The organism is Mesorhizobium sp. M0968 (genome assembly GCF_040319065.1).
Classification (GTDB): domain Bacteria; phylum Pseudomonadota; class Alphaproteobacteria; order Rhizobiales; family Rhizobiaceae; genus Mesorhizobium.
In genome coordinates this window covers 262221-281393 of record NZ_JAMYNL010000005.1, presented here as the reverse complement: position 1 = coordinate 281393, position 19173 = coordinate 262221, and the positions used below count along the sequence as shown (strand labels likewise).

16 protein-coding genes are annotated in these 19173 nt (G+C 60.6%); 11 read left to right on the top strand and 5 right to left on the bottom strand.

Going from position 1 to position 19173, the window contains the following annotated elements; translation table 11 throughout:
• Positions 1–137 precede the first annotated feature (137 nt).
• The gene (locus NKH67_RS11800) at positions 138–1595 is read right to left on the bottom strand and encodes an LVIVD repeat-containing protein (RefSeq protein ID WP_353030955.1); all 1458 of its coding nucleotides are present in this window, start codon (positions 1593–1595) and stop codon (positions 138–140) included.
• Between the two features lie 109 nt (positions 1596–1704).
• Between NKH67_RS11800 and NKH67_RS11795 the strand changes: the two genes are divergently transcribed.
• Complete coding sequence (locus NKH67_RS11795) at positions 1705–2619, top strand: LysR family transcriptional regulator (protein WP_352471971.1); 915 nt, start codon at positions 1705–1707, stop codon at positions 2617–2619.
• 160 nt (positions 2620–2779) lie between these two features.
• Here NKH67_RS11795 and NKH67_RS11790 read toward each other — a convergent pair whose 3' ends face one another.
• Positions 2780–4027, bottom strand: coding sequence for a cytochrome P450 (locus tag NKH67_RS11790; protein ID WP_352501546.1), 1248 nt, complete (start codon positions 4025–4027; stop codon positions 2780–2782).
• Positions 4028–4124: 97 nt separating this feature from the next.
• Between NKH67_RS11790 and NKH67_RS11785 the strand changes: the two genes are divergently transcribed.
• Entirely contained in the window at positions 4125–5228 is a 1104-nt protein-coding gene (locus NKH67_RS11785) for an NAD(P)/FAD-dependent oxidoreductase (protein ID WP_352501547.1), read from the top strand.
• Between the two features lie 7 nt (positions 5229–5235).
• Here NKH67_RS11785 and NKH67_RS11780 read toward each other — a convergent pair whose 3' ends face one another.
• On the bottom strand, positions 5236–5826 hold the full coding sequence (locus tag NKH67_RS11780) for a hypothetical protein (RefSeq protein WP_352501548.1): 591 nt from the start codon (positions 5824–5826) through the stop codon (positions 5236–5238).
• Between the two features lie 374 nt (positions 5827–6200).
• Between NKH67_RS11780 and NKH67_RS11775 the strand changes: the two genes are divergently transcribed.
• The 7 genes from NKH67_RS11775 to NKH67_RS11745 all read left to right on the top strand — a co-directional run bounded on the left by NKH67_RS11775 (position 6201) and on the right by NKH67_RS11745 (position 15606).
• Positions 6201–7595, top strand: coding sequence for a TackOD1 domain-containing metal-binding protein (locus NKH67_RS11775; RefSeq protein ID WP_352501549.1), 1395 nt, complete (start codon positions 6201–6203; stop codon positions 7593–7595).
• Positions 7592–8866, top strand: coding sequence for a glycosyltransferase family 2 protein (locus NKH67_RS11770; RefSeq protein ID WP_352501550.1), 1275 nt, complete (start codon positions 7592–7594; stop codon positions 8864–8866). Before NKH67_RS11775 ends, NKH67_RS11770 begins: the two co-directional genes overlap by 4 nt.
• Before the next feature lie 14 nt (positions 8867–8880).
• Positions 8881–9891, top strand: a complete 1011-nt coding sequence (locus NKH67_RS11765) for an HlyD family secretion protein (RefSeq protein ID WP_353030952.1) — start codon at positions 8881–8883, stop codon at positions 9889–9891.
• A gap of 345 nt (positions 9892–10236) precedes the next feature.
• Positions 10237–10866: an ATP-dependent Clp protease proteolytic subunit gene (locus NKH67_RS11760; protein ID WP_023674655.1), complete on the top strand. Its 630-nt coding sequence runs from the start codon at positions 10237–10239 to the stop codon at positions 10864–10866.
• A 304-nt stretch (positions 10867–11170) separates the two neighbouring features.
• Positions 11171–12445 (top strand): ATP-dependent Clp protease ATP-binding subunit ClpX, encoded by a 1275-nt coding sequence (gene clpX, locus NKH67_RS11755; RefSeq protein WP_006332719.1) that lies wholly within the window; start codon positions 11171–11173, stop codon positions 12443–12445.
• Between the two features lie 280 nt (positions 12446–12725).
• A complete protein-coding gene (lon, locus tag NKH67_RS11750) occupies positions 12726–15137 on the top strand; it encodes an endopeptidase La (protein WP_352501552.1) in 2412 nt (803 codons plus the stop codon).
• A gap of 196 nt (positions 15138–15333) precedes the next feature.
• The gene (locus tag NKH67_RS11745; protein ID WP_006201846.1) at positions 15334–15606 is read left to right on the top strand and encodes an HU family DNA-binding protein; all 273 of its coding nucleotides are present in this window, start codon (positions 15334–15336) and stop codon (positions 15604–15606) included.
• A 74-nt stretch (positions 15607–15680) separates the two neighbouring features.
• On the opposite strand, the gene NKH67_RS11740 is transcribed toward NKH67_RS11745, so the two are convergent.
• The gene (locus tag NKH67_RS11740; protein ID WP_352501553.1) at positions 15681–16703 is read right to left on the bottom strand and encodes an aldo/keto reductase; all 1023 of its coding nucleotides are present in this window, start codon (positions 16701–16703) and stop codon (positions 15681–15683) included.
• A gap of 184 nt (positions 16704–16887) precedes the next feature.
• On the opposite strand from NKH67_RS11740, the gene hxlB reads away from it, so the two are divergent.
• Together hxlB and NKH67_RS11730 are read left to right on the top strand one after the other, a co-directional pair.
• Positions 16888–17454 (top strand): 6-phospho-3-hexuloisomerase, encoded by a 567-nt coding sequence (hxlB, locus tag NKH67_RS11735; protein ID WP_352501554.1) that lies wholly within the window; start codon positions 16888–16890, stop codon positions 17452–17454.
• Positions 17455–17459: 5 nt separating this feature from the next.
• A complete protein-coding gene (locus NKH67_RS11730; protein WP_352501555.1) occupies positions 17460–18203 on the top strand; it encodes a creatininase family protein in 744 nt (247 codons plus the stop codon).
• A 50-nt stretch (positions 18204–18253) separates the two neighbouring features.
• Here the strand turns inward: NKH67_RS11730 and NKH67_RS11725 are convergent, their stop codons facing one another.
• Positions 18254–19171, bottom strand: coding sequence for a carbohydrate ABC transporter permease (locus NKH67_RS11725; protein ID WP_352471960.1), 918 nt, complete (start codon positions 19169–19171; stop codon positions 18254–18256).
• Between the last annotated feature and the right edge of the window lie 2 nt (positions 19172–19173).

The following is a 19173-nucleotide window of genomic DNA, read 5'->3' as shown; positions in this document are numbered from 1 at the left end:
TTTACAAAAGGCGATCGATGTCCGTGTCGGAAAATCCGTATCGGCTCATAATGCCGCGGTGCCATGAAACTTTCCCAGCAAATCATGACTGCCTCCGCTTCCGCGCTCCGACTAAGGCTTCAGGGTGAATGTGACCGTCACGTTCGATCCGTTTCCGGCCGCGGGCCGGTGTAGCGGAGAATCCAGAGCCCCTGGTTCTTGTCAGTTATGTAAATGAAGCCGCGCCGGTCCACGACCACGTCCTCGGTCTGAACAACCAGCTTGTCTTCCGGCATAGGGCCGTAGCGTCGGACTGGCTCCGGCGGGATGAAGTAGCCGACCTCGCGCGGAAGCCGAGTATTCGAGACGTCATAGACCCTGAGCCCGGCGTTGAAGTGCGCGATATAGAACAGATCGCCTTGTTTCTGGACATCGGGATGATGCTGGTGGTGGTTGATGTTGTGCGGTCCGCGCCAGCCGCCACGAGTTGTGAAATCCGAATAGGGAGCGCCTTCGGGTGGCACTGGTTCGGGCAACAGCGACAGCAGAAAGGGTTCACTGGAATCGGAAATATCGACGATCGAAGCGTGATGCATCGGACCAAGTCCATAGGTGACGTTCTCCGAATTGGCGAAGGCAATGCCGCGCTCTGGAATCGGCAGCACGCTATGCACACCGAAGCGCGAGTGAAACGGAGGGCTGAAGCTCAGGCCGCCGACCTGCCTCGGCTGGGAGACATCGCTAATATCGAGCACAACGATTCCCGCCGCACCATAAGGCAAATAGACAAGATCGCCAGTGACATAAGGCGGGCCGTGCAGCGAGACATCCTCGCCCGTGCTGGCGCAGAAGGCGCCGCACATGCATTGCGGCTTCAGTCGCAACCGGTAGCGATCGGCGGTCTCCTGGTCGGCGGCGGGCTTCGCAGCCGCAAAGCTCTCGCCGCCGGCCTCGTGCTGGCCCGGCACCCACCAGCGTCCGGCTTCGCGCGGATTCGAGCGATCCGAAATATCGAGGATGACGTAGATGTTGCCCCTGTAACCCGGCATGCCGGCGGCAAGGTGGACATAACGTCCACCGGGATAGAGGTTACGATGCGTGCCGTTTCCGCCGGTGCGGTAGTGACTGAGTTGTTTCGGATTGATGGGGTCCGCGATATCCCAGATCAGAACGCCTTCGCCGAACGGTGCGTCGGGGTCACCGCCGAAATTAGCAAAGGGCTTTTCGAGGGCGGTCACCATCGTGTCGCCGGACAAATCTATTTGTAGAGTCCAAGTATTCGTGCCGAGATAGGGCACGAACTTGACCGTCTCGGGCTTGGCCGGGTCGGTCACGTCCACGATGCTCCAGCCGGAGTGCCAGAAGTGCCCAGTGTAGAGATACCAACGTTCGCCAACCTGCCTGATCGCCATTTTGAAGGCTGGGCGATGATCGAGATCGGTATAGCCCACAGCTTCGACATTGTGGGCGAAAGCGCCAGGGGGCGCTGGCGACGAAGCTGGAACGGGTTGGGCAAGGGCCTCGCAGACAAGGCCGGATTGAGATGTCGCGGCGACCGTCGCGCCGATGAGCGGCACTTTCAGCATCTGGCGGCGTGAAATCTCGGAATTTTTCAAAGCGCGTCTCCCGGATTTTGCAGCTTTCCGGATTTTGCAGATTCCGATACTTTCCGTCCAATATCGTTTGAGCCATGGGTAATTCTATTTGGGAAATTAAAGGCTGAAGATGAACCACAAGCTGATGCAGTCCTTCATGGCCGTCGCCGAAGAGCTGCATTTCGGGCGCGCGGCAGCGCGCTTGCATATCTCACAGCCGCCCCTGACAAAGCAGATCCAGCAACTGGAACAGGCGATGGGTGTGCGCTTGCTGGAGCGCACCAAGCGCAAGGTCGAGCTGACTGCGGCGGGGCGTGTGTTCCTTGATGAGGTTAGGGCCGTGCTTCAGCAGACAGAGCAGGCGGTGGAGCTTGCTCGCAAAGCCGATCGTGGCGAAACCGGCCATCTTGCTGTCGGATTCATCGACGCGGCTATCTACAGCGTGGTGCCTTCTGTCGTCCAACGCTTCACCAAGCGCTATCCCGAGGTCGAGTTGAGCCTGACCGACCTGCGCATTCCCAATCAAGTCAGGGCTGTGGCCGAACGCCAGCTCGATATCGGTTTTGTTCATCCTCCCGTCGTTCACAAGGCATTGAAGGTCGAAAGCATACTGGTCGAACCCCTGATCGTGGCCTTGCCGGAAACGCATCGGCTAGCCTCGGAAGCAGAGGTCGCGCTAGCCGACTTGGCCTCCGAAGCGTTGATTCAGTTCCCGCGCAGCATCAATCCATCCCTCTATGACGAGATCGTCGGGTTGTGCCGTTCATCCGGGTTCAGCCCGAGGATCGTTCGAGAAGCGACGCCGAAGCAGACAATCATCGGACTTGTATCCGTCGGGCTGGGCGTCTCGCTGCTGCCCGCCTGTCTGCAAAATTTGCGCCGGAGCGGCGTCGTTTATCGCCCTATCCAGGGACGAACCTTGTCTATCGACACTTCAATCATCTACCGGCATGAACAACCCTCGCCGGTGCTGAAGGCCTTCCTCGACATCGTCCGCGAGACGACGCAAAAAGATTCAAATCCCGTCTCTCTTCAAGCTTCATGACCGAATTTCTATAGGCATCCGGGATTGTTAGTGTGAGGTCCTGCTTCCGGTAGCTTCATCGTTCGATCAGCGATTATTTGGCACTCGCGGCCTTGAGATGTTACCTATTTGACCGGAATTCGCCGGAGCCGGCTTCGAAGCCTGTCGTCGGAAGCCGTCCTCAGATTCTGACGGCAAGCGTTTCCAGCCCGTGGAAATGATACGTGTCACGGAAGCGCGGCTGTTCGGCCATTTGGAGCCGCGGCAGGCGTTCGAACAAGGTTTTCAGCGACACCTGCAGTTCGAGCCGGGCGAGCGGCGCGCCGATGCAGAAATGGATGCCGGCGCCGAACGACACGTTCTTCTGGTCGGCACGGTCCGGCCTGAAGGCGAGGGGCTCGGCAAACGCAGTAGGGTCGCGATTGGCCATGCCGAGCAGCAGACCGATCGTCTCGCCCGGCTGGACGATGATCCCCGGCCCGGCCTCGGCCTCCTGATAGGCGTAGCGCGTGAACATGTGTAGCGGCGCGTCGAAGCGCAGGCACTCTTCGACCGTCGCGGCTGTTGCTTCCGGTGAGGCGAAGAAGCGGCGCGGGTCGCCGCCTTGCGCAAGGATCGAGCGCACCGCATTGCCGGTCTGGTGGACAGTTGCTTCATGGCCGGCATTGAGCAAAAGGATGGCCGAGGATACCAGCTCGTTCTCCGACAGTTTCTGGCCGTCCTCCTGTGCCGCAATCAGCAGCGACAGAAGATCCTCGCCCGGCCTCTTTCGCCGCTCGGCGACGTAGCCGCGCAGAAAATCGGAAAAGTCGCGCGCGGCGCGATTGGCCGTGTCCTCCGTCTCGCGGGTGCGGCCATGCATGTACATGGCGACCATCCGATGCGACCAGTCGAGCAGCTGCGGCCCCATGTCGACCGGCACGCCGAGCATTTCCGCAATGATGGTGATCGGCAAGGGAGCTGCGAATGCCGGCAGCAGGTCGACTCCTCCTGGTTCGAAACGGTCGATCAGTTCGTTGGCCAGCGCCTCGACACGTGGCCTGAGCCGCTCGACCTGGCGCGAGACGAAGGCGCGGTTGACCAGCGTTCTGAGCCGTGTGTGGACAGGCGGCTCCAGCTCCAGCATCGAATTGGCCTCGATGCCGTCGAACGCGCTGAGGTGCGTGCGGTCCTGACCGATGCCTCGGCTGTCCGGAATGCCGGCCGGGTTCTGCCGGCCGAAGCGGCGATCGCGCAGCAGCCGGTTGACGTCGTCGAAGCCGCCAAAGCACCAGAAACCAAACTCCTCCCAGAAGAAGGCGTTCGATGCGCCATGCAGGAAGGCGTAGGTTTCGTACGGATTCTGGAAGAACGCCGGCTCGTGCGGATCGAGCCGCAGGCGACGCGTGGCTGGATCAAAAGCAAGGTAGGGCGGCTTCAATTCGGTCATGCCAGATCATTAGCGCGGCTTGCCAGTCTGGTGCCAGACCGTATGTTGGCCCTCCAGTGAGGTGAGCCGCCGAAGCGGTTGCGGAAGGACGGTTCTCATGAATGTGATCGTGGTCGGTGCAGGCATTGCCGGGCTATCCACGGCGTGGTCACTGGTCAGGGCCGGGCACCTCGTCTCGATCGTCGAGCAGGGACCGATCCCCAATCCGCTCGCCGCCTCGGGCGATCATCACCGCATCATCCGCCGCGCCTACCGGGCCGGAACGGGCTACGGCCGGCTGATCACCGAAGCCTATGAAGCCTGGGATGAGATGTGGGCCGATCTCGGTGAAAGCCATCTCGATCCGCGCGGCTTCATCTGCATTTCGCGCCAGCCGGGAGATGAGGCCGAGGAATACCGAGAAGGCATGGAAGCCGGGAACTACCCGTTCGAATTGTTCGAGCCGGATGCCGCGGTCGAACGCTGGCCGTTCCTGCAGCCTGGTTCATTCCGCTATGCGTATTTTTCGCCGGACGGCGGCGCGCTGCACTGCCGCAAGATCGCTGCCGGCCTCGCCAGGTGGCTGCGCGCGAACGGCGCCAATGTCTACGAGAACAGCAAGGTGGTCGAGATCGACGCCGAGGCCGGGCATATCGTGCTGGCAGGCGGCGAAACGATGCAGGCCGACCGGATCGTCGTCGCTGCCGGCGCCTGGGTGCTGAAACTGTTCCCGGAGCTGGACGGCGAGCTGAAAACCTGGCGCACCGCGCTCGCCTATGTCGAACCGCCGGCGGACCTGAAAGCAGCCTGGCAGGCAGCGCCGGTTGTCCTCGACATTGGCGGCACTGTCGACGGCTACGCAATCCCGCCGACAGGCGGCGCCGGCATGAAATTCGGCTCGGGCCTGCACAGGGTGCCGACCAGCGATGCCGACTGGAACCGTCAGCCGGTGCCGGGCGAGGGTGAGGCGATCCGCAACCTGTTTTCGCCGCCGCTTGCCCGTATCGAGGAGTATAAGGTCACCGAGGTGGTCACCTGCGCCTACACATTCACCGCCGACGAGAAATTTCTGGCACACCAGAAAGGCAGATGCCTGGTCGTCTCGGCCTGCTCCGGCCACGGCTACAAGTTCGGCGCGGCAGTCGGCAGAAGGGTTGCGGCCTGCGTCGGCAATGGCGATGTCGACGGCCTGAAGAAATGGCTCAGGGCAGAGGTGGCCTGAGCGGCTGCTAGTACCGGCAGTGGCGTGGGATGTGCAGGCGCCGCCAGCTGGATGAGCCCTCCCTGACCACCACGCGGCGAGCCACTGTCTGATAAGACGCCGGAATGTCGACGATGCGCTGTTGCTCCGGCCGCACGAGAACCTCTTCGGCGACGCTCTCGTATTCGGCGGGCAGGACAACGCGCCGCCGGCGTTCCGGCTCAATCACGACGATCTCGGCCACGCGTTCATAGCGCGCCTTGTGCCTGACCTTGCACAGCACCTTGCGGCCATTGATGATGCGCCATTCCCAGGAATAGCCGCCGTCATCGACCCTCACGGACCGGTAGATGGTGCGGGTGGTGGCGGGCACGATCTCGTAGCTGACGCGCGCCGGCGCGATCTGCACCACGCGCTCGCGCGTCCCGTAGATTGGCGCCTCGTATTCCACCTGCTGGCCGGCTGGGCTGACGAGCACATCCTCGTAGACGGTGTCGTAGACGGCCGGCCGATTGACCTGCTCGTAGCATTCGACCGCGCGTCCGCCGGCCGCCGTTTCCGACATTGTGCCGAGCATGGTCAGGCCGGCAATGGCGAAGCAAGAAGCTTTCCTGGTCATGGAACTCCCCCTGTTCGAACCGCATGAAGCGGGTTCAACGTTGAACTGTAGGGAAAGCCATGTCGTGGAAAAGGCGATTCATCAAACTTCGTTAATTCGACTACCTGAGTCCGACAGACAAATTCTTGCTGCCAATTAAGCATCCGCTAACAATCAACGAATAACATTTGACGTATTCGAGTTGATTGACTTGGTCGCTGGTCAGGAACGTCGTGGGGGGACGTAGCTGGCCATCCGGTGTCGCATGCGATCCCGCGTTTTCCGCATATCTCGTCCTGCAATAATCCTTTCAGTAAATGTGACGTTGCCCTTGGATCCTCCACCCAGGCTGCAAGTCGTACCTGTGGCGGCGTTCCTTTGCGAGCGCCGGGCAAATGGAGGCCGACATGCCCGCAGAACTTGTTGCGAAATCCGTTGTGCAACTGCCGGCACCGACGGCTTCCACCGCAAGCCATGAACTCACCGACCTTTGCCTGGCACTCTGGGCCAGAATGGGATTGTCCTGGAAGCCTGCCGTCGAATGGTTCCCACGCGTGGTCGTTCTGCATTCGGCGATCTACCGCACGATGTTCGACTCCTCGTCGGAAGGGGACATCGATGCCGTTCTTCTGGCCGATGAGCGGCGTAACTCGCCGCTGGACAACCTGCGTGACCACATTCCGCTGGCGATGGTGCCTGTCATCGATCTGGGCGGCCGTGCCGGCCGGTTCGCGGATGTACATTTCGATCTGATGCAGCAAACGACTTGGGCGGAGACGGCAAAATGCATACTCGATTTTCGCCGCCGCCGCGAACAGCTTGCCGCGCACATCCGTTCGACAAATACGCCCGAAACGCGCTTTCTTGCGCATGCCTTCGTCGCCGGCAGAAGCATCGAAGCCAAGCGCTATCCGATGACGTCGGCCTCCATAAGCTATCCGGGCTTTCCGTCGGCGGCCAAGACGATCCCGATCGCCGAAGATCTCTCCCATCGCGGACTTCTGCTTAAGACCTTCTTCGACCGCGTGCATGAGTGCGGCGCCTGCGGGTCGCGGCGGCTTACCGTTCGCGAGGAATGTCCCTCCTGCCGTTCGGCCGATATGTTCGAGGCCGAGCTTATTCATCATTATCGTTGCGCGGCTCTTCGTCCTGAAGGCGATTTTCGGCAGGGAAGCGCACTGGTCTGCCCCAAATGCAGCCAGCAATTGCGTCACTATGGAAAGGACTATGACAAGCCCGGCCACTCGCAAATCTGCAGGAGGTGCAAGGATTCGACATCGGAGCCGGCTGTTGGATTCGTCTGCCAGGATTGTGATGCGCGGGCTGATGGCGACAGCGTTAAACGTATCGACTTTTTTTCCTACGCACTCACGGATCAGGCGCTGTCTCTGCTCACCAGTCCGGAGAAAAAGCTGCCAACGTCCTTGTTGGGGTTGCCGCCATCCCTGGTTCAGGAACTCGACCGCGCACGCATGACCGGAGCGAAGGGCCCGCCGTTGGCGGTCACGGAATTGCGTTACGGAGCACGAGATTCGCTCATAAAATCAAAGGGCCAGGACGTCTTTGAGAAACTGCGCCGTCTCTTCATCGAAAACCTGAGCAATTACCTTGCGGAGACAGGATCGGTGCACAAAGGCGCCGCCGCCGACTATTTCATCATGACGGCGAAGGGCGACGAGACATTGTCGGAGCAGATATCGGCAATGCTTTCAATCTGCGAGGCGTCTTTGGGCGAAAAGCTTGATCCTCGCCCTCGGGTGGCGACCAAAACGGGGCAAGCCTCGCGTTGAATGATCTCGAACTCGGATTTGCATTCCTGCTAGCTCAATCGACGGCGAGCCTGGCCTCCGTTTTCTGGTACACGCTGGTCTTTGAGTTCCCCCGTTACATCATTCCGTTTGTCGCGGCCGCTGTGACCATGCGTTCGGGTGATGCCGCGGGTTCGATTGACCATGAGCGTCCATTACGGCCCAATGTAAGCGTCATTCTGGTTGGCCATAATGAGGCTGAGTCCATCGAAACCTGCGTCCGCTCGTTGCGGGAACAGTCTTTCAATGACTTCGAAGTTGTCATTGTCAGTGATGGTTCGACCGATCGGATGAGCAGGGTCTCGCAAGCTCTGGTCAAGAGAGGTTATGCCTCGCGCATCATTTCGACGGATCTGAGGGGCGGCAAGGCGAGCGGGATCAATCTGGCGTGCCGCGTAGCCAAAGGCGACATACTGATCAATGTCGATTGCGACTGTTCGTTTGATCGGTACGCGATCGAGAATATTCTCGGTCCCTTTTCGGATCCAGCGGTTGGAGCGGCATGCGGCGATATTGCACCGCGCAACGGCCACGCGAGTATCGTCGCCCAGTTTCAGGAGATCGAATATTTACAGTCGATTTCGGTCGGAAAGCGTATTGCTGGAGCTCTCGATCAGGTCGTTTGCATTTCGGGAGCGTTCAGCGCCTTCAGGCGCAAAGCCCTTTTGGGGGTTGGGGGGTTCGACGTAGGCGGTGGCGAGGATCTGGATGTCACGCTGAGATTGCGGCGGGCGGGCTGGCGCATGGCCTATGTCCCGGATGCGATCTGCTATACGGACGTCCCGATAACCGCATACCAATATATCCGCCAGCGATTGCGCTGGGAACGCGATGCCATTTGGCTACGCTTTCGCAAACACTACCGCCTGTTTCGTGTCTCGGACTCGGGTTTCCGGCTTCCGGAGGCCCTACACCAATGGGATTTCCTCCTTTTCAACGTCGTTGGTGCCGCGATATTCCCGCTCTATCTCGTCTGGCTTGCCCTCCAGTACGGCTCTTTCACGCCCGCGATCCTCATCGGCATGCAGTGCGGCCTCCTGGTTCTCGACGTGTTTGTGCTGGCGCTGGCCAGTTGGACCACCGAGCGACGGGGGTTCTGGCGAAGCATATGGTTCCTGCCCGGCTACTCCCTGTTCATGACCTATGTGATGAGACCCGTTCGATTGATCGCCTATATCGATGAATGGGTGTTCTCAGGTTCACATCGCGACAACTACACGCCGATCAAAGTTCGGCTAGAGCGGCCCTGGTAGAGAACGAGTTTCAGATGAAATACATTCGAAAACATGTCCGAGTGGACAATCTGGGAAAACAGCAGCGCGCGAGTGTGGGAAGTTGGGGTCGCATCGTTTACCTCGCTCTCCTCGGTTTGTTTTCCTCTTCGATCGTCTACTACCTCATTGGTGATGCGGTCGTCTTGTCAGCGGACGGTATTGTCCTGAAGGATCGGTATGCCGTCGATGCCGCCTATCCGGCCAAGGTAACGCATGTCTTTGTCAAGGCGGGAGACAAGGTCGAGCCCGGTACATTGCTCGTCGAGCTTCAATCGTTCGACATGGTCAAGGAGATCGCGGAGCTGCTGTTGCGACAGGGTGAACTCGCCGTTCGCGAGGGCCAGCTCCACAGCCGACACGAAGCGATCCAGTCCGTGATGCCGCTGGCCGAGCGGACAGCGCGTGAAACCAGGACGACACTTGCGAGAATCGACACCATCGTCACGGCAGGCATCGTCTCGACTTCGACGAAGGACGAAGCCGTTCGTGGCAGCTTCCAGGCCGCCGAACATCTGGCTGATCTGACCGGTCAATTGCAAGCGACCAAATCCGAACTCGCCCTGGTGGCGCAATTCCGTGCGAGATCGGGCGAGGCTATGGATGAGGTAAAGGCCATATATGACGGCGGAAACATCCGCTCGGTCACGGAGGGGGTCGTTGGCGCGAAGGTGCCGGTCCCTGGCCAGGTGCTGCGGTTCGGCGATCCGCTTCTACAGATCGACGGCGGCAAGTCCTACGTCCTCGCCTATCTGCCGGACAACTATCTGTTTTCGCTGCGCGAAGGAATGGCGGTCGACGTGGGTAACGGAACCGAGCGTGCAAGAGGAACAGTCGAAAAGATTCTGTCGGTCGCCGACGCGTTGCCGGACGAGTTTCAGAACATGTTCCGGCCCCGCGACAGGTCAAGGCTGATCCGTATCGCACTCGATGAGGCGAATTCCTTCGCGGTCTCGCAAAAAGTATCAGTGAGTGGTTGCGCGTTCGGCTTCTGTTGGGCCAGGTAATGCCTGCTTAATCCTGCGGAGGCAGCTACTTAGCCGTCCCGGGAACGCAGTCAATCTTCCTCGCCCGATACGACGTTCCAGGCCCTTCGCGTTGCGAGCAACGCCAGTGCCACCATGGCCGCGCGAAACCGTGGGATCAAAGAGGTGAAGTCAATCCACCAGGATCCGTGCCGCGTCCTCCGGGCACCGTCCGGCAAGCTTGATTCGTTTTAACCAAGTGGCTAGGAGAGGCGGCCTTGCGCTAGGGTGAGCCGGCATCCTATTTACACAATAACGATCCAGAACCGATTCTGCCCGATTGCAAATCTCCGGCGCCGGAATCCCATCCTCAAAAAGGGATAGTCCATGAAGAACCCCGTCGAAACCTACATGAACCTCGTTCCGATGGTGGTCGAACAGACCAATCGCGGCGAGCGGGCCTACGACATTTTCTCGCGGCTCCTCAAGGAGCGCATTATTTTCATCACCGGCCCGGTCGAGGATGGCATGGCGACGCTGGTCTGCGCGCAGCTGCTGTTCCTCGAGGCGGAGAATCCGAAGAAGGAAATCAACCTCTATATCAACTCGCCCGGCGGCGTCGTCACCTCCGGCATGGCGATCTACGACACCATGCAGTTCATCAAGCCTGCGGTGTCGACGCTCTGCATCGGTCAGGCCGCCTCGATGGGCTCGCTGCTCTTGACGGCGGGCCACAAGGACATGCGCTTTGCCACGCCGAACGCCCGCATCATGGTCCACCAGCCTTCCGGCGGCTTCCAGGGCCAGGCTTCCGACATCGAGCGCCATGCCCAGGACATCATCAAGCTGAAGCGCCGCCTCAACGAGGTCTACGTCAAGCACACCGGCAAGAGTTATGATGAGATTGAAAAAACGCTCGACCGTGACCATTTCATGACTGCCGACGAGGCCAGGGATTTCGGCCTCATCGACAAGGTCATTTCGTCACGTGAGCCGGTCGAAGGTATTGCCTTATAGGTCCGCGGTGGCCCCGCGGTGGCAATGAGTGGCGGGATCACGCGCTTTTGGCGCAGCTTGCGGCATTTCGGCCACAATTGGCTGTTCCCTCGACGGGTGCAATTGCCTACGTTAAGGCTATGTTGATTTTCGACGGCTTAGCTTTGCGTGGGGTTGTTCGAATCATTGCCCCGTTTTCCGATTTGTGTTTCGTACGGAATGCGTTGCGGGAGCCGGGGCACTGGCGGCGGCGGATTCCCGCGATAGATTGAATATGCGCCCTTTCAACCAGACCATCGGCGGGCGGCCATGAAAGGACATGAAAATGAGCAAGGTCGGCAACAACAGCGGTGATTCCAAGAACACGCTTTATTGCTCGTTTTGCGGCAAAAGCCAGCACGAAGTGCGCAAGCTGATCGCCGGGCCGACGGTGTTCATCTGCGACGAATGCGTCGAACTGTGCATGGACATCATCCGCGAGGAGAACAAGACCTCGATGGTGAAGTCGCGCGAGGGCGTGCCGACCCCGCAGGAAATCCTCAAGGTTCTCGACGACTACGTCATCGGCCAGCCTTACGCCAAGCGCGTGCTGTCGGTGGCCGTCCACAACCACTACAAGCGCCTCGCCCATGCCGGCAAGAACAACGACGTCGAGCTGGCGAAGTCGAACATCCTGCTGATCGGCCCGACCGGCTGCGGCAAGACGTTGCTGGCGCAGACGCTGGCCCGCATCATCGACGTCCCCTTCACCATGGCCGACGCGACGACGCTGACCGAGGCCGGCTATGTCGGCGAGGACGTCGAAAACATCATCCTGAAGCTGTTGCAGTCGGCCGACTACAATGTCGAGCGCGCCCAGCGCGGCATCGTCTATATCGACGAGATCGACAAGATCTCGCGCAAGTCGGACAATCCCTCGATCACCCGCGACGTGTCGGGCGAGGGCGTGCAGCAGGCACTTTTGAAGATTATGGAAGGCACTGTCGCCTCCGTGCCGCCGCAGGGCGGCAGGAAGCATCCGCAGCAGGAATTCCTGCAGGTCGACACCGCCAACATCCTGTTCATCTGCGGCGGCGCTTTCGCCGGCCTGGACAAGATCATCTCGGATCGCGGCAGAAAGACCTCGATCGGATTCGGCGCCATCGTCGCTTCGCCCGAGGATCGCCGCACCGGCGATGTTTTCCGCCTGGTCGAGCCTGAGGATCTGTTGAAGTTCGGCCTCATTCCCGAGTTCGTCGGCCGTCTGCCTGTCCTGGCGACGCTGGAGGATCTCGACGAGCCGGCGCTGATCCAGATCCTGACCGAACCGAAGAACGCGCTGGTCAAGCAGTATCAGCGGCTGTTCGAGATGGAGAATGTCGACCTGACCTTCCATGAGAACGCGCTGTCGGCGATCGCCAAGCGCGCCATCGAGCGCAAGACCGGCGCACGCGGCCTGCGTTCGATCATGGAAGCGATCCTGCTCGACACCATGTTCGAGCTGCCGGCACTGGAAGGCGTGCGCGAAGTGGTTATTTCGGAAGAGGTGGTGTCAGGCAACGCCAGGCCGCTCTACATCTATTCCGAGCAGAAGGAAAAGAAGGGCAACGTCAGCGCCTGACGTGAGCCGGCAATGGATTTTTCTGAAACGGCGCCGCAGGGCGCCGTTTTGCTGTCGCACACCGCGTACGGCGCCGCGTAGTTGCTGCGGATTGGAGGGACGGACCGTGTTGACCCTTGATCTTTACCCCCTGTGCCTCCAACTAAAGGCGGAAGGCCGTGGTGCCGAATTCTGTGCTGTAAAACTCCCGTCACAAACGGTGGTAGGCGGAACGATCCCCGGTCGTTAATATGAGATTCGCGGTTGGCCGATTGGCGGCCGCGACATGAAAGGTTGGACAATGGCCAAATTATCCAAGGCTCCCAGCGACGGCGTCTTCGCAGTCCTCCCACTGCGCGACATCGTGGTGTTCCCGCACATGATCGTTCCGCTCTTCGTCGGGCGTGAAAAGTCGATCAAGGCGCTGGAAGAAGTGATGGGTCAGGAAAAGCAGATCCTGCTCGCGACCCAGATGAATGCCGCCGACGACGATCCGGAGCCCGATGCCATCTTTGACATCGGCACGCTCGCCAATGTGCTGCAATTGCTGAAACTGCCGGACGGCACCGTGAAGGTGCTGGTCGAAGGTGCCTCGCGCGCGAAAATCGTCGCGTTCACCGACCGTCCCGACTTCCACGAGGCCCGTGCTGCGGCGCTGGTCGAACCGGAGGAGGAAGAGGTCGAAGTCGAGGCGCTGGCACGTTCCGTGGTCACCGACTTCGAGAACTACGTCAAGCTGAACAAGAAGATCTCGCCCGAAGTGGTGGGTGCTGCCAGCCAGATCGACGACTATTCCAAGCTCGCCGACACGGTCGCTTCGCACCTTGCCATCAAGATTCCCGAGAAGCAGGAGATGCTCGCCACGCTGTCCGTCAAGGAACGGCTGGAAAAGGCGATGGGCTTCATGGAAGCCGAAATCTCGGTGCTCCAGGTGGAGAAGCGCATCCGCTCGCGCGTCAAGCGCCAGATGGAGAAGACGCAGCGCGAATACTACCTCAACGAGCAGATGAAGGCGATCCAGAAGGAGCTCGGCGAGGGCGAGGACGGCCGCGACGAGGCCGCCGAGATCGAGGCGCGCATCAAGAAGACCAAGCTCTCCAAGGAGGCCCGCGAAAAGGCGGAAGCCGAGCTGAAGAAGCTGCGGACGATGTCGCCGATGTCGGCTGAATCGACCGTCGTGCGCAACTATCTCGACTGGCTGCTATCGATTCCGTGGGGCAGGAACTCCAAGGTCAAGCAGGACCTGGCCTTTGCCCAGAATGTGCTCGATACCGATCATTTCGGCCTCGACAAGGTCAAGGACCGCATCGTCGAATACCTCGCTGTGCAGAGCCGCCAGAAGAAGCTGAAGGGGCCGATCCTGTGCCTCGTCGGACCTCCCGGCGTGGGCAAGACCTCGCTCGGCAAGTCGATCGCCAAGGCGACCGGCCGTGAGTTCATCCGCATGGCGCTGGGCGGCGTGCGCGACGAGGCCGAGATCCGTGGTCACCGCCGCACCTACATCGGCTCGATGCCCGGCAAGGTCATCCAGTCGATGAAGAAGGCGAAGAAATCCAACCCGCTCTTCCTGCTCGACGAGATCGACAAGATGGGCCAGGATTTCCGCGGCGATCCGTCATCGGCTTTGCTCGAGGTGCTCGATCCCGAGCAGAACTCGACGTTCATGGACCATTACCTCGAGGTCGAATACGACCTGTCGAGCGTGATGTTCGTGACGACGGCGAACACGCTGAACATCCCTGCGCCCTTGATGGACCGTATGGAGATCATCCGTATCGCCGGCTACACCGAGGACGAGAAGATCGAGATCGCCAAGCGTCACCTGATGCCCAAGGTGATCCGCGACCACGCGTTGCAGCCGAAGGAGTTCTCCGTCGGCGAGGACGCGATCCGCGGCATCATCCAGACCTACACCCGTGAAGCGGGCGTCAGAAGCCTGGAGCGCGAGCTGATGAAGCTCGGGCGCAAGGCGGTGACCGAGATCCTGAAGACGAAGAAGAAGACGATCAACATCACGGCGGACAATCTTGCCGATTACCTTGGTGTTCCGCGCTTCCGCTTCGGCCAGGTCGAGAGCGACGATCAGGTCGGCGTGGTCACTGGGCTCGCCTGGACGGAAGTCGGCGGCGAGCTGTTGACGGTGGAAGGCGTCATGATGCCCGGCAAGGGCCGCATGACCGTGACCGGCAATCTGCGCGATGTGATGAAGGAATCGATCTCGGCGGCGGCCTCTTACGTCCGCTCGCGGGCCATCGATTTCGGCGTCGAGCCGCCGCTGTTCGACAAGCGCGATATCCACGTCCACGTGCCGGAGGGTGCAACCCCGAAGGACGGACCGTCGGCTGGCGTGGCGATGGCGACGGCGATCGTCTCGGTGCTGACCGGTATCCCGGTCAGGGCCGATGTGGCGATGACCGGCGAGATCACGCTGCGCGGCAGGGTGCTGCCGATCGGCGGCCTTAAGGAAAAGCTGCTTGCCGCACTTCGCGGCGGCATCAAGAAGGTGCTGATCCCGGAAGAGAACGCCAAGGATCTGGCGGAGATTCCGGAGAACGTGAAGAGCGGCATGGAGATCATTCCGGTCTCACGGGTTGGCGAAGTGTTGCGCCATGCGCTGGTGCGCATGCCGGAACCGATCCAGTGGGTCGAACCCGTCAATGCGCCGGCCGTGGTCGATGTCGGAGACGAGGCTGGTAAATCGCTGGCGCATTAGTGCTTGCTAAAGTTGCAATGCACAAAGAGAGAGCCGGGCCTTGATCCCGGCTTTTTCATGTGAAGAACCGCGGATTTCCGGGCTTTTTTCGACTTTCCTGGCGCTTTTCGACTTGGTTGCCGGAGCGCTTCTTTCTAAAGTCCGTTTCCTGCCGGATGAGTCGAGTGTTCCGGTTTTCTCATGGAAGGGAATTTTTATGAACAAGAACGAACTGGTGTCCGCTGTCGCCGATGCCGCGAGTATTTCGAAGGGTGACGCGCAGTCGGCGGTTGATGCGGTGTTTTCCGTGATCACCGGCGAACTGAAAAAGGGCGGCGATGTCCGGCTTGTCGGCTTCGGAAATTTCACCGTGTCAAAACGCGCCGCGTCGACCGGCCGCAATCCGCAGACCGGTGCGGAAGTGAAGATCCCGGCGCGCACCGTGCCGAAGTTCTCGGCCGGCAAGGGCCTCAAGGACGCGGTCAACTAGGCGCCTCCTTAAGTCTTTCAGAGAAAAGAAAAGCCGGCATATCCGGTTTTTCTTTTCTGTTGGAAAAGGCGGCGCTATGCCGTCGGCGCGTCCGTGCGCATCAAGCCTTCTTTCTTGAGATCGGTCCACAGCGCCGATGGCAGCTTTGCGTCGAGCAGCGAGCGATTGCTTTCGACTTCGCCCGGCCGCTGGCCGCCGGGGATTACCGAGACGACGGAAGGATGCAGCAGCGGGAACTGCAGCGCCGCCTCGATCAGGCGCACGCCGTGGCGTTTGCAGACGGCCTCGATGCGGGTGACGCGGTCGATGATGTCCTGCGGCGCCTCCGAATAATTGTAGTAGGCGCCGGGCTTCGGCCCGGTTGCCAGGATGCCGGAATTGTAAGGCCCGCCGAGAACGATGCCGATGCCGCGTTGCTGGCATAGCGGCAGGAAAGACTGCAGCGCTTCCTGCTCCAGCAGCGTGTAACGCCCGGCAAGCAGGAACAGATCGAAATCGCCGCGCTCGGCCAGCGTCTGGGCAACCTGCCACTCGTTGATGCCACCGCCGAATGCCTTGATCACGCCCTGGTCGCGCAATGCCAGCAATCCGTAGTAGCCGGAGCTCATGAATTCCTGGATGCGCTGGTCCGAGGCTTCGTTGCTGCCATGGGTGAAGATGTCGACATCGTGCACGAAGAGGATGTCGATGCGGTCGACGCCGAGCCGTTCCAGCGAGGCTTCGAAGGAGCGCATGACGCCGTCATAGCTGTAGTCGTAGACCTCGCGGCGCGACGGCGTGTCGAAGAACTTGCCGATGCCGGTGCGCTGTTTCGGCGGGCAGGCGCGCATTATGCGCCCGACTTTGCTGGACAGCACGTAGTCGTCGCGCTTCTTCGAACGCAGGAACGGATTGAGCCGCGTTTCGGCTAGGCCTAGCCCATAAAGCGGCGCGGTGTCGAAGTAGCGGCAGCCGACCCGCCATGCCGCCTCCAGCGTAGCATTGGCATCCTCGTCGGAGACGGCGCGGTAAAGATTGCCGAGCGGTGCGGTGCCGAAGCCGAGCTCGGTGAAGGTGATGCCGCCATTGCCGATGCGGTCGAAATGCCGTGTCTTCATATGTCGTCGTTTCCTCATTCACGATTTGCCGTGACACTATCACGGCTGTAGCGCATCAAAAGCACTGCGTGTCGTTGGACACCGATTTTCGCGGTGATAGCATGAATGAAAACAAGCTGTTCGGGGCAAAGGTGACTGAGATATTCAAATGGTTCTCCGGCACCGGCAGGCTGGTGCAAATGTCATGACGGACGCCGGCGAAAACCTGTTTGGGATTGCGCTGAACGAGCTTGGCACCGTGCTGGAGCGTATCGACGCAAGCCGCATCGACGCCGCTTGCGCCATCTTGGCCGGTGCGAAAAAGATCGTCACCTATGGCTGCGGCCGCGAGGCGCTGCAGGTCAAGGGTTTTGCCATGCGGCTCTATCATCTCGGTCTGCCGGTGTCGGTCGTCGGCGACATGACCACGCCGCCGCTGGGCGCGGGCGATGTCTTCCTCGCCAGTTCCGGCCCGGGTGAGACGTCGACGGTGCTGACCTTGATGCAGGTCGCGCGCGAGGCCGGTGCCACCGTCCTGCTGCTCACCGCGCAAGCCGACAGCACTGCCGCGAAGCTGGCCGACCTCACACTGCTTATCCCGGCTCAGACCATGGCCGACGACCAGGGTCCCGAAAAGACATCCGTCCTGCCGATGGGCTCGGTGTTCGAAGGCGCGCTGTTCGTCCTCTTCGAAGTGATGGTGCTGAAGCTCAGGGACCTGACCGGCGTCTCGGCGGAAGCGATGCGCGCCCGCCACACCAATATGGAGTAGGTGTCATGCGCTACGAATTGATGCTGCCGCATCAGATACGCAAGGTGATCGCCGAAAACCGGCCGGTCGTGTTGCCGCTGGGTGTGCTTGAATATCACGGCGAGCACATGGCCGTCGGCATGGACACGCTGGCGGTGGTCAAGAGCCTGGAACTGTTCGAAAAAGAAGCCGAAATCGTCATTCTGCCGCCCTTCTATTACGGCGCGGCGAGCTATGCCGTTGCAGCACCGGAGGGCAGTGGTTCGCTGCAGGTCGGCGGCAATGTGCTGGCGCCATTCGCGGAAGAACTGTTCTATAGCCTGCTGCGCATCGGCTTCCGCAACATCCACGCCATCATTCACCACCAGACCGAAAATTTTGCCGCCGGCATGCCAACCGATCTCGCCTTCAAGGCCGCCGGCCGGCAGGCGATCTTCCGCTTCCTGGAGAAAGAACGTGGCGAAGGCTGGTGGGGCTCTGCGGCGATGGCTGACTATTATGCCGAACACGCCGAGGGCAGCAATTTCTTCAACTGGGTGCAGGTGCATCCGTTGATGCCGGCCTCAATGCACAGCCAGTACCCATTCGACCATGCCGGCATCGGCGAGACGTCGCTGATGCTGGCGCTGTGCCCGGAGGCGGTGGATGCCGGCCGCTTCGCCGACAACACCGGCTGGTACACGGCAAGTGCGCCCGAAGCCTCGGTGGAGTTGGGGCAAAAAGGGGTTGCCATGATCCTCGAGCATTTGCGGGCAACACTTTCGGGTTAGCGCGCTTTTCCCTTCTCCCGCAACAAGGGGAGAAGGGAGAGCCGGCGCAGTTATTTCACCGCGCCCGCTGTCATGCCCATGATCAGGTAACGCTCGAGCGCGATGCCGATGACGGCGAGCGGTGTGATGGCGGCGGTGGCAAGCGCCGCCATTGACCACCAGTTGATGCCTTGTGAGCCGGTCTGGCTGGCCACCATGACAGGAATGGTTTTTGCGTCGGTCGAGGTCAAAAGCGCGGCGAAGAAATACTCGTTCCAGCACAGCACCATCGCCAGGATGAAGGCGGCGACCATGCCCGGCAGCGCGATCGGCATGACGATGCGCAAGAAGGCGCCCCAGATCGACAGGCCGTCGACGAGTGCTGCCTCCTCCAGCTCCACCGGGATGGAGTTGAACTGGTCGCGCATGATCCAGATGACGATCGGCAGCACCATCAGCGTATAGAGCAGGATCAGCCCGACGCGTGTGTCGAGCAGGCCGACCTCCCGGTAAAGCACGAGGAAGGGCAAGGCCAAAACCACCGGCGGCAGGATCAGCTGAGACAGGAAGAAGAAGGAAATATCCTCGTTCCTGAACCAGGCAAACTTGTAACGATAGCGGGTCAGCCCGTAGGCGGCGAGGCTGCCGATGACGATGGCGAGGCTCGACGCGCCGACCGAAGTGATGACCGAATTCATGAAGCGCTTGATGAATTCGTCGCGGACCGTCGACGTCCGAAAGATCGAGTCCGGCGACAGGCCGAGCGAACGCCAGCCTTTCCAGTCGGGCCGGAAGTCGACGAACGGGATCAGATGGCCCTGGGTGACGTCGACCGCGGTCTTGAACGAAGTGGTTATCGTCCAATAGATCGGGAACAGGCAGATGAAGGCCCAGAAGATGAGCGCGCCATAGATGAAGACGCGGTTAGCGAGGAAGCTCGCCGGCGAGCGGATTTCGGAAGCGGCATAGTCGGTGGTCTGAACGCTCATCT

What these genes read in the sequence shown, in the direction of transcription:
- NKH67_RS11795 (WP_352471971.1), top strand. Translation starts at nt 1,705, where the DNA reads ATGAACCACAAGCTGATGCAGTCCTTCATGGCCGTCGCCGAAGAGCTG.
- NKH67_RS11790 (WP_352501546.1), bottom strand. Translation starts at nt 4,027, where the DNA reads ATGACCGAATTGAAGCCGCCCTACCTTGCTTTTGATCCAGCCACGCGT.
- NKH67_RS11785 (WP_352501547.1), top strand. Translation starts at nt 4,125, where the DNA reads ATGAATGTGATCGTGGTCGGTGCAGGCATTGCCGGGCTATCCACGGCG.
- NKH67_RS11780 (WP_352501548.1), bottom strand. Translation starts at nt 5,826, where the DNA reads ATGACCAGGAAAGCTTCTTGCTTCGCCATTGCCGGCCTGACCATGCTC.
- NKH67_RS11775 (WP_352501549.1), top strand. Translation starts at nt 6,201, where the DNA reads ATGGAGGCCGACATGCCCGCAGAACTTGTTGCGAAATCCGTTGTGCAA.
- NKH67_RS11765 (WP_353030952.1), top strand. Translation starts at nt 8,881, where the DNA reads ATGAAATACATTCGAAAACATGTCCGAGTGGACAATCTGGGAAAACAG.
- NKH67_RS11760 (WP_023674655.1), top strand. Translation starts at nt 10,237, where the DNA reads ATGAAGAACCCCGTCGAAACCTACATGAACCTCGTTCCGATGGTGGTC.
- clpX (WP_006332719.1), top strand. Translation starts at nt 11,171, where the DNA reads ATGAGCAAGGTCGGCAACAACAGCGGTGATTCCAAGAACACGCTTTAT.
- lon (WP_352501552.1), top strand. Translation starts at nt 12,726, where the DNA reads ATGGCCAAATTATCCAAGGCTCCCAGCGACGGCGTCTTCGCAGTCCTC.
- NKH67_RS11745 (WP_006201846.1), top strand. Translation starts at nt 15,334, where the DNA reads ATGAACAAGAACGAACTGGTGTCCGCTGTCGCCGATGCCGCGAGTATT.
- NKH67_RS11740 (WP_352501553.1), bottom strand. Translation starts at nt 16,703, where the DNA reads ATGAAGACACGGCATTTCGACCGCATCGGCAATGGCGGCATCACCTTC.
- hxlB (WP_352501554.1), top strand. Translation starts at nt 16,888, where the DNA reads ATGACGGACGCCGGCGAAAACCTGTTTGGGATTGCGCTGAACGAGCTT.
- NKH67_RS11730 (WP_352501555.1), top strand. Translation starts at nt 17,460, where the DNA reads ATGCGCTACGAATTGATGCTGCCGCATCAGATACGCAAGGTGATCGCC.
- NKH67_RS11725 (WP_352471960.1), bottom strand. Translation starts at nt 19,171, where the DNA reads ATGAGCGTTCAGACCACCGACTATGCCGCTTCCGAAATCCGCTCGCCG.